This is a genomic window from Streptomyces sp. H51 (assembly GCF_035656535.1).
Classification (GTDB): Bacteria; Actinomycetota; Actinomycetes; order Streptomycetales; family Streptomycetaceae; genus Streptomyces.
On sequence record NZ_JAYMHD010000050.1, the window covers coordinates 144,555 to 168,824 of the forward strand.

General features: G+C 72.2%; 23 protein-coding genes and 1 pseudogene. 8 read left to right on the forward strand and 16 right to left on the reverse strand.

Features of this window, described 5'->3' with window-relative positions; translation table 11 throughout:
- Positions 1-6 precede the first annotated feature (6 nt).
- Both argS and VKA29_RS16740 read left to right on the forward strand, forming a co-directional pair.
- Positions 7-1,770, forward strand: a complete 1,764-nt coding sequence (gene argS / locus VKA29_RS16735) for an arginine--tRNA ligase (RefSeq protein ID WP_324786456.1) — start codon at positions 7-9, stop codon at positions 1,768-1,770.
- Positions 1,771-1,865: 95 nt separating this feature from the next.
- Complete coding sequence (locus VKA29_RS16740; protein WP_324786459.1) at positions 1,866-2,729, forward strand: DUF4253 domain-containing protein; 864 nt, start codon at positions 1,866-1,868, stop codon at positions 2,727-2,729.
- Positions 2,730-2,767: 38 nt separating this feature from the next.
- Here the strand turns inward: VKA29_RS16740 and VKA29_RS16745 are convergent, their stop codons facing one another.
- From VKA29_RS16745 to VKA29_RS16755, 3 genes are all read right to left on the reverse strand, one after another.
- Entirely contained in the window at positions 2,768-4,012 is a 1,245-nt protein-coding gene (locus VKA29_RS16745) for a PLP-dependent aminotransferase family protein (RefSeq protein WP_324786461.1), read from the reverse strand.
- 118 nt (positions 4,013-4,130) lie between these two features.
- The gene (locus VKA29_RS16750) at positions 4,131-5,033 is read right to left on the reverse strand and encodes an SAM-dependent methyltransferase (protein WP_324786463.1); all 903 of its coding nucleotides are present in this window, start codon (positions 5,031-5,033) and stop codon (positions 4,131-4,133) included.
- Positions 5,034-5,161: 128 nt separating this feature from the next.
- The gene (locus VKA29_RS16755) at positions 5,162-6,559 is read right to left on the reverse strand and encodes a helix-turn-helix domain-containing protein (protein ID WP_420718506.1); all 1,398 of its coding nucleotides are present in this window, start codon (positions 6,557-6,559) and stop codon (positions 5,162-5,164) included.
- 167 nt (positions 6,560-6,726) lie between these two features.
- Here VKA29_RS16755 and VKA29_RS16760 point away from each other — a divergent pair, with 167 nt between their 5' ends.
- A complete protein-coding gene (locus tag VKA29_RS16760; RefSeq protein ID WP_324786468.1) occupies positions 6,727-7,500 on the forward strand; it encodes a DUF4232 domain-containing protein in 774 nt (257 codons plus the stop codon).
- A gap of 24 nt (positions 7,501-7,524) precedes the next feature.
- Here the strand turns inward: VKA29_RS16760 and hemB are convergent, their stop codons facing one another.
- The 3 genes from hemB to VKA29_RS16775 form a co-directional block, all read right to left on the reverse strand.
- Positions 7,525-8,523 carry a porphobilinogen synthase gene (gene hemB, locus VKA29_RS16765; protein WP_324786470.1) on the reverse strand — a complete coding sequence of 333 codons (999 nt, stop codon included), beginning with the start codon at positions 8,521-8,523 and terminating at the stop codon, positions 7,525-7,527.
- A gap of 68 nt (positions 8,524-8,591) precedes the next feature.
- Positions 8,592-8,843, reverse strand: coding sequence for a hypothetical protein (locus tag VKA29_RS16770; protein ID WP_324786473.1), 252 nt, complete (start codon positions 8,841-8,843; stop codon positions 8,592-8,594).
- A 177-nt stretch (positions 8,844-9,020) separates the two neighbouring features.
- On the reverse strand, positions 9,021-10,016 hold the full coding sequence (locus tag VKA29_RS16775) for a helix-turn-helix domain-containing protein (protein WP_324786475.1): 996 nt from the start codon (positions 10,014-10,016) through the stop codon (positions 9,021-9,023).
- Positions 10,017-10,439: 423 nt separating this feature from the next.
- Here VKA29_RS16775 and VKA29_RS16780 point away from each other — a divergent pair, with 423 nt between their 5' ends.
- Both VKA29_RS16780 and VKA29_RS16785 read left to right on the forward strand, forming a co-directional pair.
- Entirely contained in the window at positions 10,440-10,673 is a 234-nt protein-coding gene (locus VKA29_RS16780) for a metallophosphoesterase (RefSeq protein ID WP_324786477.1), read from the forward strand.
- Positions 10,674-10,724: 51 nt separating this feature from the next.
- Positions 10,725-11,444, forward strand: coding sequence for a hypothetical protein (locus tag VKA29_RS16785; protein WP_324786479.1), 720 nt, complete (start codon positions 10,725-10,727; stop codon positions 11,442-11,444).
- Positions 11,445-11,589: 145 nt separating this feature from the next.
- Here the strand turns inward: VKA29_RS16785 and VKA29_RS16790 are convergent.
- The 6 genes and pseudogenes from VKA29_RS16790 to VKA29_RS16815 form a co-directional block, all read right to left on the reverse strand.
- Positions 11,590-11,697: pseudogene (locus tag VKA29_RS16790) on the reverse strand (ATP-binding protein); the annotation flags it as partial.
- An 88-nt stretch (positions 11,698-11,785) separates the two neighbouring features.
- Entirely contained in the window at positions 11,786-13,492 is a 1,707-nt protein-coding gene (locus VKA29_RS16795) for a uroporphyrinogen-III synthase (protein WP_324786481.1), read from the reverse strand.
- Entirely contained in the window at positions 13,489-14,484 is a 996-nt protein-coding gene (hemC, locus tag VKA29_RS16800) for a hydroxymethylbilane synthase (RefSeq protein WP_324786483.1), read from the reverse strand. The genes VKA29_RS16795 and hemC overlap by 4 nt, the downstream gene beginning before the upstream one ends.
- Positions 14,481-16,202: a glutamyl-tRNA reductase gene (locus VKA29_RS16805; RefSeq protein ID WP_324786486.1), complete on the reverse strand. Its 1,722-nt coding sequence runs from the start codon at positions 16,200-16,202 to the stop codon at positions 14,481-14,483. The genes hemC and VKA29_RS16805 overlap by 4 nt, the downstream gene beginning before the upstream one ends.
- The gene (locus VKA29_RS16810) at positions 16,199-16,960 is read right to left on the reverse strand and encodes a redox-sensing transcriptional repressor Rex (RefSeq protein WP_324786487.1); all 762 of its coding nucleotides are present in this window, start codon (positions 16,958-16,960) and stop codon (positions 16,199-16,201) included. Before VKA29_RS16810 ends, VKA29_RS16805 begins: the two co-directional genes overlap by 4 nt.
- A gap of 236 nt (positions 16,961-17,196) precedes the next feature.
- On the reverse strand, positions 17,197-17,478 hold the full coding sequence (locus VKA29_RS16815) for a glutaredoxin family protein (RefSeq protein ID WP_324786488.1): 282 nt from the start codon (positions 17,476-17,478) through the stop codon (positions 17,197-17,199).
- A gap of 96 nt (positions 17,479-17,574) precedes the next feature.
- Here VKA29_RS16815 and VKA29_RS16820 point away from each other — a divergent pair, with 96 nt between their 5' ends.
- The 3 genes from VKA29_RS16820 (at position 17,575) to VKA29_RS16830 (ending at position 21,241) form a co-directional block, all read left to right on the forward strand.
- Positions 17,575-18,495, forward strand: a complete 921-nt coding sequence (locus VKA29_RS16820; protein ID WP_324786490.1) for an HAD family hydrolase — start codon at positions 17,575-17,577, stop codon at positions 18,493-18,495.
- Positions 18,496-19,010: 515 nt separating this feature from the next.
- Positions 19,011-19,781, forward strand: a complete 771-nt coding sequence (locus VKA29_RS16825; RefSeq protein WP_324786491.1) for an ECF subfamily RNA polymerase sigma factor, BldN family — start codon at positions 19,011-19,013, stop codon at positions 19,779-19,781.
- A gap of 233 nt (positions 19,782-20,014) precedes the next feature.
- Positions 20,015-21,241 (forward strand): DUF5667 domain-containing protein, encoded by a 1,227-nt coding sequence (locus VKA29_RS16830; protein ID WP_324786492.1) that lies wholly within the window; start codon positions 20,015-20,017, stop codon positions 21,239-21,241.
- A gap of 201 nt (positions 21,242-21,442) precedes the next feature.
- Here VKA29_RS16830 and VKA29_RS16835 read toward each other — a convergent pair whose 3' ends face one another.
- From VKA29_RS16835 to VKA29_RS16850, 4 genes are all read right to left on the reverse strand, one after another.
- Positions 21,443-22,501, reverse strand: coding sequence for a lysophospholipid acyltransferase family protein (locus VKA29_RS16835; RefSeq protein WP_324786494.1), 1,059 nt, complete (start codon positions 22,499-22,501; stop codon positions 21,443-21,445).
- A gap of 14 nt (positions 22,502-22,515) precedes the next feature.
- A complete protein-coding gene (locus tag VKA29_RS16840) occupies positions 22,516-23,577 on the reverse strand; it encodes an NAD-dependent epimerase/dehydratase family protein (RefSeq protein WP_324786496.1) in 1,062 nt (353 codons plus the stop codon).
- Between the two features lie 214 nt (positions 23,578-23,791).
- Complete coding sequence (locus VKA29_RS16845) at positions 23,792-23,890, reverse strand: 30S ribosomal protein bS22 (protein WP_003948845.1); 99 nt, start codon at positions 23,888-23,890, stop codon at positions 23,792-23,794.
- 154 nt (positions 23,891-24,044) lie between these two features.
- Positions 24,045-24,257: a helix-turn-helix domain-containing protein gene (locus VKA29_RS16850; protein WP_189365561.1), complete on the reverse strand. Its 213-nt coding sequence runs from the start codon at positions 24,255-24,257 to the stop codon at positions 24,045-24,047.
- Positions 24,258-24,270: the final 13 nt, after the last annotated feature.

The following is a 24,270-nucleotide window of genomic DNA, read 5'->3' on the forward strand; positions in this document are numbered from 1 at the left end:
CTTCCTATGGCCCCGGTCACGTCCCTCAGCGATTCCGTCCAGCAGCGCCTCGCGTCCGCCCTCTCGGCCACCCTGCCGGAGGCCGCCGACGCCGACCCGCTGCTGCGACGTAGCGACCGGGCGGACTTCCAGGCGAACGGCATCCTGGCGCTCGCCAAGAAGGCCAAGGCCAACCCGCGGGAGCTGGCGGCGCGGGTGGTGGAGCGGGTGGAGACCGGCGACCTGTTCAAGGAGGTCGAGGTCTCCGGGCCCGGCTTCCTCAACATCACGGTCACCGACGAGGCGATCACCCGGAACCTCGCCGCCCGGGCCGCCGACCCCGAGGGCCGTCTCGGCGTGCCGTACGCCGACGCGCCGGGCACCACGGTCATCGACTACGCCCAGCCGAACGTGGCGAAGGAGATGCACGTCGGCCACCTGCGTTCCGCGGTGATCGGCGACTCCGTCGTCAAGCTGCTGGAGTTCACCGGCGAGACGGTGGTCCGCCGCCACCACATCGGCGACTGGGGCACCCAGTTCGGCATGCTCATCCAGTACCTGGACGAGCACCCGCACGAGCTGGACCACAAGGCGTCCGAGGTCACCGGCGAGGAGGCGATGTCGAACCTCGACCGCCTCTACAAGGCCGCACGGCAACTGTTCGACTCCGACGAGGAGTTCAAGACGCGCTCGCGGCTCCGGGTGGTGGACCTCCAGGCCGGCGACCCGCACACGCTCGCGGTGTGGCAGAAGTTCGTGGACGAGTCGAAGATCTACTTCTTCTCCGTCTTCGAGAAGCTGGACATGGACATCCGCGACGCGGACATCATCGGCGAGTCGGGCTACAACGACATGCTCGCCGAGACCTGCCGCCTGCTGGAGGAGTCCGGCGTCGCGGTCCGCTCCGAGGGCGCGCTGTGCGTGTTCTTCGACGACATCAAGGGCCCGGACGGCAACCCGGTCCCGCTGATCGTGCAGAAGTCCGACGGCGGCTACGGCTACGCGGCCACCGACCTGTCGGCGATCCGCGACCGCGTCTTCAACCTGAAGGCGCACTCCCTGCTGTACGTCGTCGACGCCCGCCAGGCGCTGCACTTCCGGATGGTCTTCGACACCGCCCGCCGGGCCGGCTGGCTGAACGAGGACGTGAAGGCGGCGCAGCTCGCCTTCGGCACGGTCCTCGGCAAGGACGGCAAGCCGTTCAAGACCCGTGAGGGCGAGACGGTGCGGCTGGTGGACCTGCTCGACGAGGCGATCGAGCGGGCCAGCGCCGTGGTGCGGGAGAAGGCGCAGGACCTGTCGGAGGAGGAGATCGCCGAGCGTGGCGCCCAGGTGGGCATCGGCGCGGTGAAGTACGCGGACCTGTCGACGTCGGCGAGCCGCGACTACAAGTTCGACCTGGACCAGATGGTGTCGCTGAACGGCGACACGTCCGTGTACCTCCAGTACGCCTTCGCCCGGATCCGGTCGATCCTCCGCAAGGCCGGCGAGGCGCGCCCGGCCGCGCACCCGGAGCTGGAGCTGACCGCCCCGGAGCGGGCCCTGGGCCTGCACCTGGACCAGTTCGCGGAGACGGTCGCGGAGGCCGCGAGCGAGTACGCCCCGCACAAGCTGACGGCGTACCTGTACCAGCTCGCGTCCCTGTACACCTCGTTCTACGACAAGTGCCCGGTCCTGAAGGCCGAGACGCCCGAGCAGGTCGAGAACCGCCTCTTCCTGTGCGAGGTCACGGCCCGCACCCTGCACGAGGGCATGGCCCTGCTGGGCATCCGCACCCCCGAGCGCCTCTGACGCACGGCACGGCGCTCCGCCCGCCGCACCCCCGGTACGACCGGGATGCGGCGGGCGGAGCGTCGATGTCAGTGGCTGCCCCTACAGTCACTGGCATGGCTATGCTTCCCAACCCGCTGCCCAGGCTGGCGACCGACCCGAGCGGGCGTGCGCTCGGGCTGGAACTCCCGCCCGGGAGACTGATCGACGCCACGAGCGAGGGCGCGTGGCACGAGCCGCTGCTGTGGCACGCCGGGCGCTCGGCCTCCTCCGGCAACTGGGCGCGGCTCGCCGCGCCCGCCTCCCGGCTGGGGCTGCTGCCGGTGCTCGTGGACGTGGGCGAGCAGGTGGGCGGCCCGGACCAGTGGGAGCTGCGGCCCGGGAAGATGTCCTACCCCGGTGATCACGACGCCGGCGAGGTGCTGGCCGGGTTCTGGGAGGACTACGTGGCGGACGCGTCCGGCGTCGAGGAGGACGGCCCGGACCTGGAGCCGACCGTCGAGGACCTGGAGGAGACGCTCGCCCCCTTCGGCCCGGACTGGCCCGGCCTCGCCCCCGAGCGGACCCTGTCCGCCGACCCCGACGTCCGGGCGGCGGAGATCGCCGACCGCCTCCTGGAGGACGGCTCCTGGTTCGAGGATCCCCGCCTCGCACTGGTCCCGGCCCGCCGCTCCGCCGACATACCGGCGGCCCTCGGCTGGCCCGGCCCGCTGAACCACGAGGACGACACGGCCGTGCTCTGCGCGGTACTGCGCTCCTGGGAGGACCGCTTCGGCGTCCGCGTCGTCGCGCTCACCTACGACCAGCTGGTCCTGTCGGTCGCGGCGCCGCCCACCACCCGGGCCGAGGCCGAGGCGGTGGCCGCCGAACACTTCGCGTTCTGCCCGGACAACATCGTCCAGGGACACCACGAGACGGTGCGCGCGTACGCCGAACACGCGGTCCGGGACCAGCGGATGTGGTCGTTCTGGTGGGACTGAGGCTCTGAACTCAGCCCGGACTCAGCCCCCGGCCGGACTCAGCCGAGGGTGTTGCCGCCGAAGGCCCTGCCCAGCCTGCGCAGCCCCTCCGTGATCTCCTCCGGCGTGTGCGTGACGAAGCACAGGCGCATCGTCGAGGTGTCCGGCGGGCCCGCGTGGAAGGGCGCGCCGGGCACGTACGCCACGTCGTGCCGCACCACGTCCGGCAGCAGGGCCGTGGTGTCGTACCCCTCCGGCAGCCGGGCCCACAGGAACATGCCGCCGACGGGCCGGTTCCACGTGGAACCGTCGGGAAGGGCGTCGGCCAGCCCGGCGAGCATCGCGTCGCGGCGCTCGCGGTAGGCCCCGGCCACCCGGACGACGTGCCCCTCCAGGTCCCGGTCGGCCAGGTAGCGGGCCGCGGCGAGCTGGTTGACGGTCGGGGTGTGCAGGTCCGCGGCCTGCTTGGCGATCGCGCAGGCCCGGCGCAGCGCGGCGGGCGCCCGCAGCCAGCCCAGCCGCAGGCCGGGTGCCATGACCTTGGAGAAGGAGCCGAGCAGGACGGTCCGGTCGCGGGCGTCGTCGAAGGAGGCGATCCAGGGCACCCGCTCACCCTCGAAGCGGAGTTCGCCGTAGGGGTCGTCCTCGACGATCCACAGCCCCCGGCGGGCGGCCACCGCGGCGACGGCGGCCCGGCGCCCGGTGGGCATGGTGCGGCCGGTCGGGTTCTGGAAGGTGGGCACGGTGTAGAGGAGTTTCGGCCGCTCGCTCACCACCAGCGCCTCCAGCGCCTCGGGGTCGACGCCGTCCGCGTCCGTCGGCACGGCCACCACGCGCGCGCCCGCGAGGCCGAAGGCCTGGAGTGCCGCCAGGTAGCACGGGTCCTCGACGAGGACGGTGTCGCCGGGTTCGAGCAGGGCGGTTGCCAGGAGGGAGAGCGCCTGCTGGGAGCCGGTGGTGACAAGGATGTCGTCGGCGTCGGTGGCGAGACCGCGGGCGCCGGTGCGGGCGGCGAGCGCGGCCCGCAGTGCGGGCTCGCCCTCCGTCGTGGAGTACTGCAGCGCCCGTTCGGGCACCTCGGCGAGGACGGCCCGGAAGGCGGCCGCGACGCCGTCGGCGTCGAACAGTTCAGGGGCCGGCAGCCCGCCCGCGAAGTTGACGACCTCGGGGCGGGCGGTGACGGCGAGGATGTCCCGTACCGGCGAGCCGCCGACCGTACGGACCCGTGCCGCGAGCGGCGGCACGGAAGCGGAGACAGGGGCGGGAGCTGGAGCGGAGGCGGGAACAGGCTCGGTGACGGTCATGACACGGCTCCTTCGGCTGCGGCGACGTCGTCTCCCGCCGCAGCCTAGGGAAGTACGTGCAACCTACAAGCGGCTTTCCGGGATGCGGACGGCCGTACGCCGCTGTCCGCCCGGGTGGTCACAGCTTGTTGCCGACGGCGCCGTAGACGTTGATGTCGGCGTCCGTGACGTCGTTGATGTCGGCGTACCGGACCCTCTCGATGGCGTCGAGGGTCTCCAGGAGGGCGGCATCCGGCTGTTCGGGGACCGGGGCGGCGCCGTCGGGGCGCCAGCGGTGGACCGGGACCACGCCGGGGTCGGCGGTCACCAGGGAGTTGTCGGTGAGGAAGCGCTCGACCTCCGCCCCGGTGCGCAGGACGAAGGTGAAGCCCCGCTCGGTGTAGGTGCGTTGGACGGCTCGGATGTTCTCGGGGTTGAGGTCCTCGGTGAGGTGGCTGAGGACCAGGCGGCTGCCGGACGGCAGCGCGTCGACGAGGTCGCGGACGATCGGGTACGCCTCCTCGTCCTCGACGAAGTGCAGGATGGCGACCAGGCAGAGCGCGACCGGCTCGTCGAAGTCCAGGACCTCGGCGGCCTGTTCGAGGATCTGCGCGGGGTTCTTGAAGTCGGCGTCGATGTAGTCGGTGCGCCCCTCGGGCCCGGAGGTGAGCAGGGCGCGCGCGTGCGCCAGCACCACCGGGTCGTTGTCGACGTAGACCACGCGGGAGTCGGGGATGATCCGCTGGGTGATCTGGTGGACGTTCTCCGCGGTGGGCAGGCCGGTGCCGATGTCCAGGAACTGGCGGATGCCGTCCTCCCTGGCCAGCGTGGTGACGGCGCGGCGCATGAAGTCGCGGTTGTGCCGCACGTCGAGGTAGCCGCGCGGGTTGGCGGCGAGCGCGGCGGCGGCCGCGGCCCGGTCGACGGGGTAGTTGTCCTTGCCGCCGAGGAAGACGTCGTACACGCGGGCGGGGTGCGCCTTGCTGGTGTCGATCCTCCTTCTCAGCTCGGCGGGGTCCTGGCTGAGCGCGTCACCGGGCACGGGAGTCTCCCTGACAGATCGAGGCAGCGGTTCGACAGAAAACGACAGACCGTCAACAACTTAACTCCGAAGACGACTTGTCGGTGCCCGATACCGCCTATGACGTGCACGGGAGTGCTCGGGGGTGCCTAGGAGACGTCCGTCGTCCCCTCCGCGACCCACTGCGAGCCGCCGAGCGGGAACTCGTACGCCGGGCGGCCGTTGTTGCCGCTGGTGCGGAACGGGCGGCCGTGGTCGTCCAGGACCAGCGTCCCGTGCCGCGAACCGCTGGACCAGTCCAGCTCCAGGTACCAGCGCACGTCGTACGCCGAGGCGTCGGCCTTGACGTAGAAGACCTCCGGGTCGGACTCGCTCACCTTGAACGGGAAGTCCCGGTGCCCCGCCTCCGGGACCACGGCGGGCCGCGCGGCGTCCAGGGCGACCGTGAAGGACCGGGTCGGCACGTTGCCGCCGCAGCCGACGCCGGGATAGCCCATCGCGTAGTCGTTCCAGGCGAGCGGCGACCGCTTGCCGGCCGTGCGGACCGTCATCCGCTCCAGCACCACCGTCTGCCGGCCGGTGCCCTGCACGGTGAGCGTCACGTACTGCTCGCCGGAGGAGACGGCCCCCACCGCGGCGACCCACGCGGTGGCGTCGTCGCCGATGGGCGGCGGCGGTACCTTCGCCGCGGGTTGATTGATCAAGTACCGCTGGGAGCACGGGCTTTCCCAGGTGTACGGCTCCGCCTTCGCCGTCAGCGGCGGGGCGGCGGAGGTGGAGCCGGCGGGGCCCGCTCCGGCAGGTGCCGAAACGGAGGGCGCACCCGGCGTCCGCACCGGCATCCGCCGGTGTCGGGGCTCCGCTCCGGACTCCGAGGCGGAGGGCGAGGCGCCGGACGGGGACGCCGACGCGCCCTTCCCGTCGCCGCCCGCCGCCCTGCGGCCCCCGTCGGCGGACGCGGCCCCGGCTGCCCGGGCGCCGTCACCGTCCCCGCCGGACGGCAGTCCGACGGCGAACGCCACGGCGCCCAGCACGGCGGCGACCGCGATCCCGGCGACGACGGCCGTACGGGTCCGCGGGCGGCGTCCGCGCGGCGACTGCTCCTCGGTGGGCGACACGGAGGAGACGGGCACGGCGCGCGTACCTCTCTCCGCCTCCGCCTCCGTGTCCGTGTCCGTGTCCTTGTCGGCTCCCGCCACCCCGGCCGTTACCGCGGGCACGGTCTGCGTCGGCGTCGTGGCGGCCGTGGGCGCCTTCCGCCCCCGGGTGGCGTCGGCCAGGACCCAGCGCCGGTGCAGTTCGACGAGACTCTCCGGCGTCGCCTTGCACAGCCGGGCCAGCCGCTCGACGGGCGCGTAGTCGGTCGGTACGGCGTCCCCGTTGCAGTACCGGTGCAGGGTCGACGTGCTCATGTGGAGCCGCTTGGCGAGCGCCCCGTAGCTCAGCCCGGAACGCTCCTTCAGCTCCCTCAGCAGCGCGGCGAATTCGGCCGCGCCCCCGGGCGCCGTACCGCCGTCCGACACGTCTCTTCCCTCCCCGCGTCCCATCCCCCCGTTCCAGGGTAGGGACGTTTCCCCAGGTCAGGACGCCATTTCCGTTCCAGCGTCCCTGATGGTCCGTCGGCTGTGGCAGCCGGGACGGATCATCGCACAGGCTTCGGTTCATCCCAGCACGCCGCCGGATCCGACCGGCCGCCCAGGAAAGAGATCCCGCCATGCGCACGTACCGCACCGCACGCTCCGCCCGCCTCTCCCGCACCTCCGGCCCCCGTGGGCGACTGCTCGCCGCGGCGGGCGTGGCGCTCGCGGCCCTCGCCCTCACGGCGTGCGAGGACGGAACGGGAACGCGGGACGAGGGCGCGTCCCGGCCGACGACGGCGTCGCCGTCGGCCGACGGAAAGGCGCCGGGCGGTACCGGCGACACGGACAACGCCGGCTCGACGGGCTCGGCCGGTTCCTCCAGCTCGACGGGCTCGACCGGCACGGCCGGCACCGGAGCGGACAAGTCGTCCGGCTCCGGCTCCGGCTCCGGCTCCGGCTCTCGCTCCGACGCCTCACAGGGCCGCGTGCTGTGCAACGGCTCCAACACCACCGTCACGGCGCAGGCGGTGCCGCGTCCGCTGAACCACCTGCTGATCACGGTGAAGAACACCGGCTCGCGGACCTGCGACCTGACGTACTACCCGGTGCTGCGCTTCGACGAGATGCAGTGGGTGCCGCAGCCGGTCGAGGCCAGTCACCCGCAGGCGGTGACGACCCTGGCGCCCGGCGAGTCCGGCTACGCGGGCGTGCTGCTGTCGGCCGCCGACGGCAGCGGCGACGGCGGCACCACCGGCCACAAGCTCACGGTCGGCTTCCAGGGCACCACCCCGAACAGCAGCGGGGGCGCCGCCGCGACACCCGCGCTGCCGGCCAAGGGCGTCTACTACGACAGCACCCTGTCGGTGACGTACTGGCAGCAGAGCATGGACGACGCCCTGACCTACTGACTTACTGACTTACTGACTACTGACCTACTGAGCGCGCAGCATCTGGGCCGCCTCGGTGGCCCAGTAGGTGAGGATGTTCTGCGCGCCCGCCCGCCGGATGCCGGTCAGCGTCTCCAGGATGGCCCGGTCGCGGTCGATCCAGCCCTTCTCGGCGGCGGCCTCGATCATCGAGTACTCGCCGGAGATCTGGTACGCGACGACCGGCACGTCCACGGCGTCGGCGACGCGCGCCAGGACGTCGAGGTAGGGGCCGGCCGGCTTGACCATCACCATGTCGGCGCCCTCCTCCAGGTCGAGCGCCAGTTCCCGCATCGACTCGCGCAGGTTGGCCGGGTCCTGCTGGTAGGTCCTCCGGTCACCCTGGAGGGAGGAGGCGACGGCCTCGCGGAAGGGGCCGTAGAAGGCGGAGGCGTACTTCGCGGTGTAGGCGAGGATCGCGACGTCCTCCCGCCCGATCTGGTCCAGGGCGTCGCGGATGACGCCGATCTGGCCGTCCATCATCCCGCTGGGCCCCACGACGTGGGCGCCGGCGTCGGCCTGGACCTGGGCCATCTCGGCGTACCGCTCCAGGGTCGCGTCGTTGTCGACGCGCCCTTCCGCGTCCAGCACACCGCAGTGCCCGTGGTCGGTGGTCTCGTCAAGGCACAGGTCGGACATGACGAGCAGATCGTCGCCGACCTCGGCCCGCACGTCCCGGAGGGCGACCTGGAGAATGCCCTCCGGGTCGGTCCCCGGCGTGCCGACGGCGTCCTTCTTCTCCTCCTCCGGCACGCCGAACAGCATGATCCCGGAGATCCCGGCCGCCACCGCCTCCGCGGCGGCCTTCTTCAGGCTGTCCCGCGTGTGCTGTACGACGCCGGGCATCGAGCCGATCGGCACGGGCTCGCTGACGCCCTCCCGCACGAACGCCGGGAGGATGAAGTCCGCCGGGTGCAGCCGCGTCTCGGCGACCATGCGCCGCATGGCCGGGGTGGTGCGCAGCCGACGGGGACGCGTACCGGGAAAGGAACCGTACTTCGTCATACGCCCTACGCTACGCCCGCCCCGACAGCACCTTTGCCGACGGTGTGTCGGCCCTCGTCACGGCCCTCCTACGCCGGGTCCCCATTGGTCTCCACGATCTCCCTCAGCAGTGCCTTCCGCCGTCGAGGGGACAAGGAGTCCCCGGTGACGCTGTGCATGCCCCACGGAATGGGGCAGGGTCCCTCGTGGTCCGGGTCGGGGCACAGGACTTCCACGATCCGGTCCATCAACTCCTCGTGCTGCGCCGCCGTGGCGATCAGCCCGATCTTCACCTCCCAGAGCCTGGGCTCCTCGACAGGTTCCTGCGCGGCATCGGACACGACGGTGCTCCCAGTCTCTCGGTAAGAGGGACCGTACGCGGAAGTCGGCACAGCGGGCGGACGGTCCGACGACGGCGGTCATTCCCGCCGCCTGCTGGACCCTGGTCACCTCACGCGCCCCTCGCCGCAGCAGCGCGACGACGGCTGCCCGCTCCAGTTCTCGGTCCCTGACGCGGATCACGCCGCACGGCCCGCGGAGAGCACAACCACATGCTCAGGCCGGCGGTCGCGGCACTCACGGCAGCGTCCGGGCTGGGGGGCGCGGAAGGCGCGTTCGCAGCCGTCGCAGGTCTGGAAGGGGTGCGGGCGGCGGCTCGTGCGGTCGTCCGCCGTGGGGGCCGGTGGCGCACAGCGCGCCGGGAGCGGGGCGGGCAACGACTCGCGGAGGCGGTAGGCGAGGACCGCGGCCGGGCTGCGCAGGTCCGCGGGGAGATCGAGGGTCAGAGCGCGCCGGACGACGGCCGCCGGGACACCGCGGTCGAGCCAGGCGATCACGGCGGGCGCGAGCCGGTTCACGTCCCGCTGGGAGAGGGTGAGGCGTTCGTCGACGCGGCGCAGCCCAGCGAGGAGGGCGACGACCTTCCCGTGCCGCTCGTCGTCGCCGGTGTCCTCCACCGGCGGGAGCGGGGCCGCGGACGACCGGGGCGGCTCGGCGAAGACGGGTTCGGCCCGCGCGTCCGGGGCCGGTGGTTCGCAGGCGCTCGGCGAGGCCGCGCCGCCTCGGTCGTCCTCCTGCGACGCGTGCGGGCTCTCCCCCGAGTCGTCGGCGGCGGCGCTCCGGCCCCGAGCCCGGCCCGTCGCGGCGGCCCGCCCCGGCGTGTGGTGGGCGTACGTGCGGGTGACCAGCCGCCCCGCCTCCGTACGCTCCCGCACCCGCTCCAGATAGCCGTGTGCCTCCAGCTCCCGCAGGGCGAAGGCGATCCGGTCGCGCCCCTCGGGGAAGCGCTCGGCGAGGCTGCGGATGTCCACGGGCGCGCCCTCCGGCAGCGACATGATGTGCGTGGCCAACCCGATCGCGGTCAGCGACAACTCGCGGTGCTGGGCGAGGTGGTTGCCCACGACCACGTACTGGCCGGACTGGTACGTGCGTACGTGCGTGACACCGGAGGGTGTGGCGCCGCGCCGAACACCCGGAATCGGACGCAGGGCGGCGCTAGTCTTCTTCTCAGCCATGGGGAAGGTCCTGCTTCCTCGTTGGTCAGGCCCTCGCACTGGGATGGCAGTCCCGGCGGGGGCCGACGTATGTATGGGGCTCTGGAGTTGTGATCCGCTGGGCCCGAGCCTGCCCGCCCCACCAGCCAACACGCCAGCCACACCGCCCGGTTTCACCCGCCCGGGTGACCTACACGAGGTTTGGTTTGGTTGGTTGGTATTTTCCCCGGGTTATTTGGTCTTTTACCGCCCGCGCCACCGGCACACGGCCGACCGGGCCCCCGTGTCCCGGGAGGTGATCAGGCGGGAACTGCTCGGAAGGTCCCGAAGGCCGGGAAACCCGAGGACGCTGCCAGCGTGAGGCGTGGCGGCCTTCACCGAGTGAGCCTTCGTCGCACAAAAATCCTTCGTACGCCGCACCGTTGCCTCCCTAGGCTCGCCCGCATGCGGCGGACCATCATCATCGGCGACATCCACGGCTGCTTCGACGAGCTGCTCGAACTGCTTGACGAAGTCGGCATCCAGCCGGACGACCTGCTGGTCAGCGTCGGTGATCTGGTCGACCGCGGTCCAGCGCCCGGTGCGGTGGTCAGGTTCTTCCGTGAGCGCCCGAACTCGGTCGTGGTCATGGGCAACCATGAGCGAAAGCACGTGCGCGGGATCTTCTCGTACGCGTAGGAGATCACCCGTCTGCAGCTCGGCGACGGCTACGCCGAAACGGTCGACTGGATGCGGACTCTGCCGTCCTACTTCGAGAACGAGCACGTCCGTGTCGTCCATGCCGCGATGCTGTCCGGAATCCCGCTGCCCGAGCAGCGGGAGGAGATCCTCTGCGGCTCGACGAGGGGCGAACGAGAGCTCACGGCACTCTTCCCGGACAGCTACTGGCACGAGCACTACACCGATGCCAAGCCGGTGGTGTTCGGCCATCACGTGACCGGCCGGGAACCGATGATCCGCGATGGCAGGATCTTCGGTCTCGACACCGGTGCCTGCCACGGCTGGAACCTGACCGCGCTGTGTCTGCCGGGCTTCACGGTCCACTCGGTGCGGGCGCGGGCGGACCACTGGTCGACCGTCAAGCGGCAGTGGCAGTTGCCCGTCCTGAAGACCAGGCCCTGGCACGAGACCACCTGGCTGGAGCTGGCTCAGGCGGCAGAGCGGTTCTCCTCGGCTTCCGGCCCGGCGGCACACCGGTGGCTGGAGGCACTCAGAGAGTGGGCCGCAGGTCTGCAGTCGGCGTTCCCCGACCTGGTCGCCACGGCGCATCGAGTCGCCGGCGAGCTGACCCCGGACGAGCTGCGCCGGCATCCTGCCGCGAAGGTTCTCTTCCAGGCCCGTAACGGCCGCCTCGACCAAGCCGGTCTGGCCAGGCAGTGCCCGACACCGCGCAGGACGATCGAACTGGCAGCCGCGTTGGGGCTGACACTGGACGATCTGCCGAAGTGACCCGCCGAAGGCACGGTCACCGGTTCGGCCTGGCGCCACCGGTGAGGGCCACGCCGGGCCCGTGACCCTCGCCATACCCACCCGGCTGTGCTCACCCGCGCGATACTGCCGTGACCGACCGGACCTCGGACCGCTTCAGCGAGCCTCACCCCATCGCCCCGGGCCCGAGATCCACCTCCGCCCAGACGGTCTTCGACGGCACCGGCCCGCACCGCACGCCCCAGCGGTCCGCCAACTCCTCGACGAGCAGCAGTCAACGACAGGAGGCGGAGCGTTTCTGCAGAAACGCTCCGCCTCACCACATCACGGTTCCCTCGCCGGACCGGCGACCGGCGACCGGCTCAGGTCGTAGACCGCCGCCTCCGCGCCCCCGGTCGCCGCTCGCTCGGCCGGGTGACCGGGTCGCCGGCCTCCAGGGCCGCCGCGCGGCGGCGCCTGCCGAAGTCGGCCAGGGCCTCCGCCAGCTTGTGCACGGACGGCTCCGGCGCCATGACGTCGACCCGCAGGCCGTGCTCCTCGGCGGTCTTCGCCGTCGCCGGACCGATGCACGCGATCACCGTGACGTTGTGCGGCTTCCCGGCGATGCCCACCAGGTTCCGCACCGTCGAGGACGACGTGAAGAGAACGGCGTCGAAGCCACCCCCCTTGATCGCCTCCCGCGTCTCGGCCGGCGGCGGCGACGCCCGCACCGTCCGGTAGGCGGTGACGTCGTCGACCTCCCAGCCCAGCTCGATCAGCCCGGCGACGAGGGTCTCGGTCGCGATGTCGGCGCGCGGCAGGAACACCCGGTCGATCGGGTCGAACACGGGGTCGTACGGCGGCCAGTCCTCCAGCAGGCCCGCGGCCGACTGCTCGCCGCTCGGCACCAGGTCCGGCTTCACGCCGAAGGCGATCAGCGCCCTCGCGGTCTGCTCGCCCACCGCCGCGACCTTGATGCCCGCGAAGGCACGCGCGTCGAGGCCGTACTCCTCGAACTTCTCCCGCACCGCCTTGACCGCGTTGACCGACGTGAACGCGATCCATTCGTAGCGGCCCGTCACCAGGCCCTTGACGGCACGTTCCATCTGCTGGGGCGTGCGCGGCGGCTCGACGGCGATGGTCGGGACCTCGTGCGGCACGGCCCCGTAGGAGCGCAGCTGGTCGGAGAGCGACGCCGCCTGCTCCTTGGTCCGCGGCACGAGCACCCGACAGCCGAACAGCGGCTTGGACTCGAACCACGACAGCTGGTCGCGCTGGGCGGCGGAGGAACGCTCACCGACCACGGCTATCACCGGCCGGCCGCCCTCCGGCGAGGGCAGCACCTTGGCCTGCTTCAGCGTCTGCGCGATCGTGCCGAGGGTGGCGGTCCAGGTGCGCTGGCGCGTGGTCGTGCCGGCGACCGTGACCGTCAGGGGGGTGTCGGGCTTGCGGCCCGCGGACACCAGTTCGCCCGCGGCGGCGGCCACGGAGTCGAGGGTGGTGGAGACGACCACCGTCCCGTCCGAGGCGCCCACCTCCGTCCAGCACCGGTCCGACGCCGTGCGGGCGTCCACGAACCGCACGTCGGCGCCCTGCGCGTCCCGCAGCGGGACACCGGCGTACGCGGGCACGCCGACGGCCGTGGCGACACCCGGCACGACCTCGAAGGGAACACCGGCGGCGGCGCAGGCGAGCATTTCGGCGGCGGCGTACGTGTCGAGTCCCGGGTCCCCGGACACCGCACGCACGACCCGCCTGCCGCCCCGCGCGGCCTCCATGACAAGATGTGCGGCATCCCTTACCACGGGGACACCAGCGGTTGTTGACGTGCCGTCAACGACCGCCAGCTGAGGTGCGCCCGTGCCCGGCACCGGATCCGACGAGGGGTCCGGGTCGGTGTGCACTTCGGCGACGCCTTGCCTGGCGTGCTTGCGCACCACGTCGAGCACGTCGTGCTCGGCGACCAGAACGTCCGCGTTCGCCAGCGCCTCGACGGCGCGCAGAGTCAACAGTCCCGGATCTCCGGGTCCGGCACCCAGGAAGGTGACGTGCCCGTGTACGAGGCCGGTGGGAAGGGTGGTGGGGCTCACTGTGCTCGCTCCCCCATCAGACCGGCCGCGCCCTGGGCAAGCATCTCGGCGGCGAGTGCGCGGCCGAGTTCCGTTGCCCGGTCGTGCGTCTGGGGCACGGGACCGGTGGTGGACAGCTGCACCATGCTCGCGCCGTCGGTCGTGCCGACGACGCCGCGCAGGCGCATTTCCTTATCTATCTGCTCGGCGGCCTGGGGGTCCCCCCGCTCGAGCGGAGCCGAGAGTGGGGGAAGGTCGGCCAGCGCGCCCACAGGGGCGCTGCAGCCGGCCTCCAGGGCGGCGAGCAGTGCACGCTCGGCCGTCACGGCGGCCCGCGTGAACGGGTCGTCGAGCTCGCCGAGCGCGGCGATCAGCTCCGCGCGGTCCGCGGCGCATTCGACCGCCAGGGCCCCCTGGCCGGGGGCCGGCAGAATCGTGTCGACCGACAGGAAGTCGGTCACCTCGTCGAGGCGGCCGAGCCGGCTCAGCCCGGCTGCGGCCAGCACGACGGCATCCAGCTCGCCGTCGCGCACGTATCCGATCCGCGTGTCGACGTTGCCCCGGATCGGACGCGTCTCGATGTCCAGCCCGTGGCTGCGCGCGTACGCGTTCAGCTGGGCCATCCGGCGCGGGGAGCCGGTGCCGATCCGCGCCCCGCGGGGCAGGTCGGTGAACTTCAGCGCGTCCCGGGCGACGATGACGTCCCTCGGGTCCTCGCGGACGGGTATCGCGGCCAGGACCAGGTCCGCGGGCTGCGCGGTCGGCAGGTCCTTGAGCGAATGAACCGCGAAGTCCACCTCGCCGCGCACCAGCGCCTCCCGCAGGGCGGTCACGAACACACCCGTGCCGCCGATCTGCGCGAGGTGCTCGCGGGAGGTGTCGCCGTAGGTGGTGATCTCGACGAGTTCCACGGGCCTTCCGGTCACCTGGCTCACGGCGTCCGCCACCTGCCCGGACTGGGCCATGGCGAGCTTGCTTCGCCGGGTCCCGAGCCTCAGTGCCTTGTCTTTCATGCCGGCCCTCGGTTCTTGCTGTTCTTTTCGGAGGTGTCGGAGTCGTCGGCGCGGGAGACGGCGGCCACCGTCTCCTGGTCGAGGTCGAAGAGGGTGCGCAGCGCGTCCGCGTACCCGGCGCCGCCGGGCTCGGCCGCGAGCTGCTTGACCCGTACGGTCGGCGCGTGCAGCAGCTTGTCGACGACACGCTTGACCGTCTGGGTGATCTCGGCGCGGTGCTTGGCGTCCAGGCCGGGCAGCCGCCCCTCGAGCCGGGCGATCTCGCCCGCGACGACGTCGGCGGCCATGGTGCGCAGGGCGACCACGGTCGGCGTGATGTGCGCGGCCCGCTGCGCCGCGCCGAAGGCGGCGACCTCGTCGGCGACGATACGGCGGACCTGGTCGACGTCGGCGGCCATCGGCGCGTCGGCCGAGGCCTCGGCGAGCGACTCGATGTCCACCAGGCGCACCCCGGTCAGCCGGTGCACGGCCGCGTCGATGTCCCGGGGCATCGCCAGGTCCAGCAGGAAGAGCACCGGCTCCGGCCGCTGCGGCTCGGCGACCGGCTCGGGTCTGCGACGCTCGGGGATCCGGCCGACGGCGGCGGCGGTCGCGGCGAGCGCGGTGATCAGCTCGGCGTCGGCCTCCAGGCTGCGGCGCACGGCTTCCCGCCTGTCGGCGCCGCCGCCCGCGACCCAGGCGCCGTGCTGCTCCAGGGTCGCCGCGTCCATGCCGGCCACGGCGGCCTCGCCCATCACGGAGAAGCCGGTCTGCACGGCCGACAGTTCGAGCGGCCGGCCGTCCTCGGTGTCGAGGGGGGCGGGCGGCAGATCGCGCGGGGCGTCGTCGCGTATGCCGGCCAGGTCGTCAACGGGACCCGCCGGGCCGCTCCCGGGCGCCCGCGCCCCGGTCGCCGCGGCGACCGCCGCCGCCGTCAGCACCAGCCCGGTGGCGCCGGTGCAGGAGACGGCGACGTCGGCACGTGTCAGCTCGTCCGGCACGGAGTCCATCGGCACCGCGCGGGCCGCCACGCCCGTGTCGGCGCCCTCGGTGAGGATCTGGGCGAGGCGCTCGGCGCGGTCGAGGGTGCGGTTGGCGACCACGACCTCGGCGACCCCGGCCCGTGCGAGCGTCGCCGCGGCCAGCGACGACATCGAACCGGCGCCTATGACGAGGGCCCTCTTGCCGCGCGCCCAGAGCTGCACCTCGCCGCCCGCGGCCAGCTGCTCCAGGCCGAAGGTGACCAGCGACTGGCCGGCGCGGTCGATGCCGGTCTCGGAGTGGGCGCGCTTGCCGACCCTGAGGGCCTGCTGGAACAGGTCGTTCAGCAGCTTCCCGGCGGTGTGCAGGTCCTGTGCCCTGGCCAGGGAGTCCTTGATCTGCCCGAGGATCTGCCCCTCACCGACGACCATCGAGTCCAGCCCGCAGGCCACCGAGAACAGGTGGTGGACGGCCCGGTCCTCGTAGTGGACGTACAGGTAGGGCGTGAGCTCCTCCAGCCCGACGCCGCTGTGCCGGGCCAGCAGCGTGGACAGCTCGGCGACACCGGCGTGGAACTTGTCCACGTCGGCGTACAGCTCGATGCGGTTGCAGGTGGCCAGCACGGCGGCCTCGGTGGCCGGCTCGGCGGCGACGGTGTCGTGCAGGAGCTTGACCTGGGCGTCCGAGGCCAGCGCGGCGCGCTCCAGGACGCTGACCGGGGCACTGCGGTGGCTCAGGCCGACGACGAGGAGACTCATGCCGGCATCACGGCGGGGACGTCCCCGTCGGGCCCTTGGTCGGCGGACTCGGTGCGGGCGGCGACCGTGACGCCGCCGTCGCCGGACGCGGCTTCCTCGCCGGCCTTGCGCTGCTCGTGGAAGGCGAGGATCTGCAGCTCGATGGAGAGGTCGACCTTGCGCACGTCGACGCCGTCGGGGACGTTCAGCACCGTCGGCGCGAAGTTCAGGATGGACGTCACCCCGGCCGCCACCAGCCGGTCGCAGACCTGCTGGGCGGCGCCCGCGGGGGTCGCGATCACGCCGATGCTGACGCCGTTGTCCTGGATGATCGTCTCCAGCTGGTCGGTGTGCTGCACCGGGATCCCGGCGACCGGCTTCCCGGCCATCGCCGGATCGGCGTCGATGAGGGCGGCGACCCGGAAACCGCGGGAGGCGAACCCGCCGTAGTTGGCGAGCGCGGCGCCGAGGTTGCCGATGCCGACGATGACAACCGGCCAGTCCTGGGTCAGACCGAGTTCACGGGAGATCTGGTAGACGAGATACTCCACGTCGTACCCCACGCCCCGGGTCCCGTAGGAGCCGAGGTAGGAGAAGTCCTTGCGCAGCTTGGCGGAGTTGACGCCCGCCGCGGCCGCGAGCTCCTCGGAGGAGACCGTGGGCACCGAGCGCTCCGACAGTGCGGTGAGCGCCCGGAGGTACAGCGGAAGGCGGGCGACGGTGGCCTCGGGAATGCCTCGGCTACGGGTCGCCGGTCGGTGTGTTCGGCCAGTTGCCACGGTGCTCCTGCGGGTAGAGCGGGGCTGTAGGCGGTCACACGTCCCCAGACCGCCCCGTCGAATGCAGGCTATGTCTTTGTGAACGCGTGCACAAAGATTGTGTCCGATTTGCCCGGCCAACGTGACCGGGGTCACGCACACTGTTCCTGAGGGCAAAACCGACTCACTCCTCGCGAAATCCCGCCCCCGAGACCAGACCACCATCGATCCTAAGCGACACCCGCCGGACACCTGTACTAGTCGGTCAGTTCTTTGCGGAGGCGATTTTCGTCCACCCGCCAGAAGGTGTGCTGCCTGCCGTCGACGAGCACCACGGGCACCTGCTCCCAGTACTCGTCGTACAGCTCGCGGTCCTGGGTGATGTCCTTCTCCTCGAAGGGGACGCCGAGATCGCCGCAGACCTTCTCGACGACGAGCCGCGCGTCGTCGCACAGGTGGCAGCCGGGCTTGCCGATGAGGGTGACCAGCCGCTCCGCGGGAGCGGCCTTGCGCCGGAAGATGGGAGTCATGCCGGCCATTGTCGCCCCTGTCTTGACGACACGGCCGCGGAGAGTTCACAGCGTTCGAACCTCATGGCCGGGGAAGCGGCGCCCGAAATGGCTATGCTCACGGTCATGGCCGCTCTCGGATGGCTCACTCACCGTAGGCGCTCCGCCACGGCGCGGAGCGTGTTGGCAGGCGAGGCCTCGGCGGAGGCAGCGCGCAAGCACTCGCAGGAGGTGCCGGCGCCGGAGGAACCCGCGTTCCCGGTGCTCGGCGACGACAAGGCCGCCGCCTTCTTCGACCTCGACAACACCGTCATGCAGGGCGCCGCGCTGTTCCACTTCGGCCGCGGCCTGTACAAGCGGAAGTTCTTCGAGACGCGGGACCTGGCGAGGTTCGCCTGGCAGCAGGCCTGGTTCCGGCTGGCCGGGGTCGAGGACCCCGAGCACATGCAGGAGGCCCGCGACTCGGCGCTGTCCATCGTCAAGGGCCACCGCGTCGCCGAGCTGAAGTCGATCGGCGAGGAGATCTACGACGAGTACATGGCCGAGCGCATCTGGCCGGGCACCCGCGCCCTCGCGCAGGCCCACCTGGACGCCGGCCAGAAGGTGTGGCTGGTCACCGCGGCCCCGGTCGAGATCGCCCAGGTCATCGCCCGCCGCCTCGGCCTGACCGGCGCCCTCGGCACGGTCGCCGAGTCGGTCGACGGCGTGTACACCGGCAAACTCGTCGGCGAGCCGCTGCACGGCCCCGCCAAGGCGGAGGCGGTGCGCGCACTGGCCGCCGCGGAGGGCCTGGACCTCTCCCGCTGCGCCGCCTACAGCGACTCCCACAACGACATCCCGATGCTCTCCCTGGTCGGCCACCCCTACGCCATCAACCCGGACAGCAAGTTGCGCAAGCACGCCCGCGAACTGGACTGGCGGCTGCGCGACTACCGCACCGGCCGCAAGGCGGCGAAGGTCGGCATCCCGGCGGCGGCGGGCGTGGGCGCGGTGGCCGGCGGCACGGCGGCGGCACTCGCCCTGCATCGACGCCGCCGGTTCAGCTGACCGGCCCACGCGACCGACCGGGCCACCGGCCCGGGAGCGGCCCACGACCGGCCAACGACCGGCCCACGAGCAGGGTCCACGACCGCCCCACCCCCGGTCCGCTCCGGGCGCACGACAGGCGGCCACGCCGACGCGCTCAGGACAGGGCGCCCGGGAGAGGCGCACGGCCGGCCCGCGCCAGGCCCAGGAACAGGCCCAGGAACAGGCCCACGACCAGGCCCGGAACGAGCCCGGCAGCACCCGCCGCACCCGGCCGCGTTGGCTGCACACGGCCACAACACGCCCCGTACCGCGACGAACATGGGCGGATTCGATCAGCGAACGGTCACACTGCGGCACCCGATAGAGCGTCAAACGATTACCGAAGCGACGTAATCGATGATTTGAGCAACTGGGTGTAGCAGCGCCTGCACGAAGCGTTATTCTCCTCAGACGCAATCCGGTTCCCCTCCGTCGCTACGACGGGTGAACGGTTCCGCACTGCACGTGATGGAAGCTCTGCCTCTGGGAGTCCCGTGTACCCACACGTCGGGGTTGACGCCTCGGGCCTGGCTACGCTGCGCGCAACGGTCCAAGACCTGTTGCGCGGCTTCGTCCCCACCGCGTACGCCGTCCCCGCCCTCGCCGTGGCCGGCGCCCCCGTCGGCCCGTGCTACGCGCTCGCCGACGGCAGCGCCGCCGTCGGCGGACGAGGACGTACGACCGGCGCCACCGCCCGCCGCCCGGCCGCGGACAGCGACAGCGCCCGGATGATGGACCTCGTCGAACGCGCCCAGGCCGGCGATGCCGAAGCGTTCGGCCGGCTCTACGACCAGTACAACGACACCGTCTACCGCTACATCTACTACCGGGTGGGCGGCCGGGCGACCGCCGAGGACCTCACCAGCGAGACCTTTCTGCGCGCCTTGCGCCGCATCGGCACCTTCACCTGGCAGGGCCGCGACTTCGGCGCCTGGCTCGTCACCATCGCCCGCAACCTCGTCGCCGACCACTTCAAGTCCAGCCGCTTCCGCCTCGAGGTCACCACCGGCGAGATGCTCGACGCCAACGAGGTCGAGCGCTCCCCGGAGGACTCCGTCCTGGAGTCCCTCTCCAACGCCGCGCTCCTCGACGCGGTGCGCCGGCTCAACCCCCAGCAGCAGGAGTGCGTGACGCTCCGCTTCCTGCAGGGACTCTCCGTCGCCGAGACCGCCCGCGTGATGGGCAAGAACGAGGGGGCCATCAAGACCCTGCAGTACCGCGCCGTGCGTACCCTCGCCCGGCTGCTGCCGGACGACGCCCGCTGAGCCGCCACCCTCAGCGACATCCAACTCACGCCCAGTAAAAGCCCGTTGACTCCCCGATGCGATCATCCGCGGTCCGTAACCCAAGTGGCGCGCCACTCGTTGTGCGGGATGCAGGCTCCCTGTGGTGACTCCCTGACCGCCTCCGATCGTGCGATCGTGTGGATGCGGGCAGTGCGGGCAACCCTCAGGACCCCCTGGGGAGTCGACCGTCATGACGAGAGGAGGTGCCGCCAGTGATCGCGAACGTATCGGCGCACCGGCGGGCGAGCGCCTTCGCCCAGGCCCTGGAGGAGCAGTCCGACCGGGACACGGCGGCCGAGCAGTCCGAAGGATCGCCCCCGGCCCCGCCCGGCGCCGAGCGGACCGGGCAGGGCGAGCTGCTCGCCATCGCCGCGGGCCTCGGCGCGCTGCCCAAACCGGAGCTCGACCCCGAGGTCAAGGTCGTCCAGCGCGCCCAGCTGGTGGCCGCGTTCGAGGCCATGCTGCGGGAGGGCGCCGGCGAGGAGGCGACGGACCCTACGCTGCCCGGGCAGCGTGCCCACCGGACCCGGGGCGCTCACCGGGCGAGTCCGCTGGGGAGACTGCGGCCGCGTTCACGGCTCACCAAGGGGCTCGCCGCGGGCGGGCTGAGTGTCGGGGTGGCCGCGGGCGCCTTCGGCGGAGTCGCCGCTGCCAGCTCGGACGCCCTGCCCGGTGACTCGCTCTACGGCCTCAAGCGCGGCATCGAGGACTTCAAGGTCAACTACCTGACCGAGGGCGCCGACGAGCAGGGCAAGGCCTACCTCGACCTGGCCTCCACCCGGCTGAACGAGGCGCGCCGCCTGATGGACCGCGGCCGCGCCGGCCCCCTCGACCACGAGTCCGTCGGCGAGATCCGCCGCGCCCTGTCCGGCATGCAGCACGACGCGTCGGAAGGACACCGGCTGCTGCACGAGGCCTACCAGCGCGACCCCGACTCCCTGGGCCCCATCCAGGCCCTCTCCGCGTTCTCCCGCTCGCACCGCGATGCCTGGGGCGCCCTGCGGGACAAGCTGCCCGTGCAGCTCGGCGACGTCAGCGAGCAGGTGTCGTCGGTGTTCGACGCCATAGACGAAGAGGTCGCCCCGCTGGAATCCCTGCTCCCCGACCCCTCGGCCGGGGACGGCCGCGCGGGCGGTCGGCGGGGCGCGGATCCGTCGGCCACGGACTCGACCGGTTCCGGCCGGTCCGCGCAGCCGAGCACCGGCAGCCGCTCCCCCGACGGCAGCCGCACCAGCAGCCCCGGCGGGTCGTCCACGTCCGGCACCGACGACGGCCTGCTCGGCGGCAACACCGGCGGCCTGCTCGATCCCCCGCAGGAGAGCGGCAGCGCCTCACCGTCCACCGGCACGTCGCCCGCCAGCGGCCCCGACGTGACGATCCCGCCACTGCTCCCTGGCCTGCTGCCGGGCCTGGGCATCGACGGCGAGGACGCGAACTGACGAAGGCGTACGACGGAAACGGCGGCGGGGGCGCCCCTCTGGTAGGGGCGCCCCCGCCGCCGTACGCCCGCCGTGCGTCCGCCAGGCCCTGTGCGAAACAGGCCCTGCTGCGGAACGGGTCGCGTGCGCAACGGGCCCCGCGCGAAACAGGCCCAGTCCGCGACGGGCCCCGTCCGCGACGGGCCCCGTCCGCGACGGGCCCTAGAAGAACACCGACCGGCGCTGCACCAGCAGCTTGTACAGGGTGTGCTGGATCTGCTCCCGGACCTGGTCGGTCAGGTTGAACATCAGCATCGGGTCCTCGGCCGCCTCCGGCGGATAGCCGTCCGTGGGGATCGGCTCGCCGAACTGGATGGTCCACTTCGTCGGCAGCGGGATCGCGCCCAGCGGGCCCAGCCACGGGAAGGTCGGGGTGAGCGGGAAGTACGGGAAGCCCAGCAGCCGCGCGAGGGTCCTCGCGTTGCCGATCATCGGGTAGATCTCCTCCGCGCCCACGACCGAGCACGGGACGATCGGGACGCCCGCCCGCAGCGCCGTGGACACGAAGCCGCCCCGGCCGAAGCGCTGGAGCTTGTAACGGTCGCCGAAGGGCTTGCCGAGCCCCTTGAAGCCCTCCGGCATCACCCCGACCAGCTCGCCCTGGTCCAGCAGCCGTGCCGCGTCCTCCGAGCAGGCCAGGGTGTGGCCCAGCTTGCGCGCCAGCTCGTTCACCACCGGCAGCACGAAGACCAGGTCGGCGGCGAGCAGGCGCAGATGGCGGCCGGCGGGATGGTTGTCGTGCACGGCGACCTGCATCATCAGGCCGTCCAACGGCAGCGTGCCGGAGTGGTTGGCGACGATCAGCGCGCCGCCCTCGGCCGGGATGTTCCCGACGCCCTTCACCTCGACCCGGAAGTACTTCTCGTACACCGGGCGCAGCAGCGACATCAGGACCTGGTCGGTCAGCTCCTCGTCGTAGCCGAAGTCGTCGACCTCGTAGTCGCCCGTCAGGCGGCGGCGCAGGAAGGACAGACCGCTCGCGATGCGGCGCTCCAGACCGCTCTCGTCACCGGGCTGCTCCGGCGGCTGCTCCACGCCGCTCACCGGGGCGTCCTCCTGCCCGGCCGCCCCGGCGGGCAGGGACTGCACCTCGCGCACCGGCGCGGGCTGCTGCTCCGTGGCCTTGCGCCGGCTCCCCGCGCCGCGGCGCCGCGACGGCCGCTGAACGGCGCTCCCGCGAGACCGGTCGTCGTCGAACGGAATGACCTTGGCGTCCGCCATCGTTGATGCGCTCCTCAGTTGGCGCTCTGCGTCGGGAGGGGGCCGCTGCCCGGCGCGGCCAGCGCGGCGACCCGGTCGACGGCCTTCGCGACGGCTGCCGGCGGCAGGAGGCCGGGGCCGCGGCTCGTGGCGAAGTCCGCGAACGTCTGTGCCGTCGTGTACTTCGGCCTGAAACCCAGCGTCTCACGCATCTGGTCCGTCGCCACGACCCGACCGTGCGTCAGCAGGCGGATCTGCTCCGGCGAGAAGTCCGTCATGCCCAGCGTACGCACCAGGGAGCCCGTCCAGGTGACCGCGGGGAGCAGCAGGGGCACGGTGGGCCGCCCGAGCCTCCTGGAGCACTGGGAGAGCAGCAGGACGCCGTCACCGGCGATGTTGAAGGTGCCGCTGTTGAGCGTGGATCGCTCCGGTTCGTGCGAGCCGATCCGCAGCACCTCGATCACGTCGTCCTCGTGGACGAACTGCAGCCGCGGATCGTAGCCGAACACGGTCGGCAGGACGGGCAGCGAGAAGTACGACGCCAGCGGCGTGTCCGCCGTCGGCCCAAGGATGTTGGCGAACCGCAGCACGCACACCGCCACATCGGGGCGGCGGCGCGCGAACCCGCGCACATAGCCCTCGACCTCGACGATGTCCTTGGCGAAGCCGCCGCTGGGCAGCGACTTCGGCGGGGTGGTCTCGGTGAAGACGGCCGGGTCGCGGGGCGCGGACCCGTAGACGTTCGTGCTGGACTTCACCACCAGCCGCTTCACCGCGGGCGACTTCTGGCACGCGCCGAGCAGCTGCATCGTGCCGATGACGTTGGTCTCCTTCAGGGACGCGCGGCTGCCGCTGCCCAGCGGCGTGCCGGTCACGTCCAGGTGCACGACGGTGTCGGCGCCCGTCTCGGCGAGCACCCGCGCCACGGTGGGCTGCCGGATGTCGGTCTGGATGAACTCCGCGCCGCCCAGGTGGTGCTCGGGGGGCACCACGTCCACGCCGACGACCCTGTCCACGCGGGGGTCGCGCTGGATCCGTCGTACGAACCGGCCCCCCAGCGTGCGGGCCACTCCGGTCACGAGCACGACCTTGCCCACGATCAGCGCCTTCCTTCCAGCCCTCGTCCCCTCGCGGGTTCCCCCGTGCGGCCAACTTAGCGGGTTGTTGTCGCCCGGTGACGACCGCGCGGTGCGTGACGTCACCGCGTCCACAGCCGGACGTACGGACCGAGCCATGTGAACCACGCGGGAACGCGCGTGGCCCCCCACCGATGTGCGGTGGGGGGCCACGATCACGCTCCTGCTGCGTCGCTCACTTCTTGTTGCGACGCTGGACGCGCGTGCGCTTGAGCAGCTTGCGGTGCTTCTTCTTGGCCATCCGCTTGCGCCGCTTCTTGATAACAGAGCCCACGACTACCCTCGCTCACTTCTCATCACTCGGTGTTTGGGCGCCATGGGCCCACACGACCTACGAGGGGCTAGCCTACCCGCCCGAGCGCTGAGGTCGTAATCGAGGTGTCGGGGGGACCCGGAAGTGCCCTGAGGATCCCCTCGGACCAGTGCCGTCAGGGGGTTTCCACCCCCACGTAGCTCTCGCGAAGGTATTCGTGAACCGCTTGCTCCGGGACGCGGAACGAACGTCCTACCCGGATCGCGGGCAGATGACCGCTGTGCACCAGCCGGTACACGGTCATCTTCGACACTCGCATCACCGAGGCGACTTCCGCCACGGTAAGGAACTGAACCTCGTTCAGAGGCCTCTCGCCAGCTGCAGCCATGACACACCTGAAC

Coding starts and splice junctions, on each gene's coding strand:
- VKA29_RS16815 (WP_324786488.1), bottom strand. CDS start 17,478: ATGGCCGGCATGACTCCCATCTTCCGGCGCAAGGCCGCTCCCGCGGAG.
- VKA29_RS16760 (WP_324786468.1), top strand. CDS start 6,727: ATGCGCACGTACCGCACCGCACGCTCCGCCCGCCTCTCCCGCACCTCC.
- hemB (WP_324786470.1), bottom strand. CDS start 8,523: ATGACGAAGTACGGTTCCTTTCCCGGTACGCGTCCCCGTCGGCTGCGC.
- VKA29_RS16745 (WP_324786461.1), bottom strand. CDS start 4,012: ATGACCGTCACCGAGCCTGTTCCCGCCTCCGCTCCAGCTCCCGCCCCT.
- hemC (WP_324786483.1), bottom strand. CDS start 14,484: ATGAAAGACAAGGCACTGAGGCTCGGGACCCGGCGAAGCAAGCTCGCC.
- VKA29_RS16755 (WP_420718506.1), bottom strand. CDS start 6,559: ATGGGACGCGGGGAGGGAAGAGACGTGTCGGACGGCGGTACGGCGCCC.
- argS (WP_324786456.1), top strand. CDS start 7: ATGGCCCCGGTCACGTCCCTCAGCGATTCCGTCCAGCAGCGCCTCGCG.
- VKA29_RS16780 (WP_324786477.1), top strand. CDS start 10,440: ATGCGGCGGACCATCATCATCGGCGACATCCACGGCTGCTTCGACGAG.
- VKA29_RS16740 (WP_324786459.1), top strand. CDS start 1,866: ATGGCTATGCTTCCCAACCCGCTGCCCAGGCTGGCGACCGACCCGAGC.
- VKA29_RS16820 (WP_324786490.1), top strand. CDS start 17,575: ATGGCCGCTCTCGGATGGCTCACTCACCGTAGGCGCTCCGCCACGGCG.
- VKA29_RS16785 (WP_324786479.1), top strand. CDS start 10,725: ATGCGGACTCTGCCGTCCTACTTCGAGAACGAGCACGTCCGTGTCGTC.
- VKA29_RS16850 (WP_189365561.1), bottom strand. CDS start 24,257: ATGGCTGCAGCTGGCGAGAGGCCTCTGAACGAGGTTCAGTTCCTTACC.
- VKA29_RS16805 (WP_324786486.1), bottom strand. CDS start 16,202: ATGAGTCTCCTCGTCGTCGGCCTGAGCCACCGCAGTGCCCCGGTCAGC.
- VKA29_RS16775 (WP_324786475.1), bottom strand. CDS start 10,016: ATGGCTGAGAAGAAGACTAGCGCCGCCCTGCGTCCGATTCCGGGTGTT.
- VKA29_RS16835 (WP_324786494.1), bottom strand. CDS start 22,501: ATGGCGGACGCCAAGGTCATTCCGTTCGACGACGACCGGTCTCGCGGG.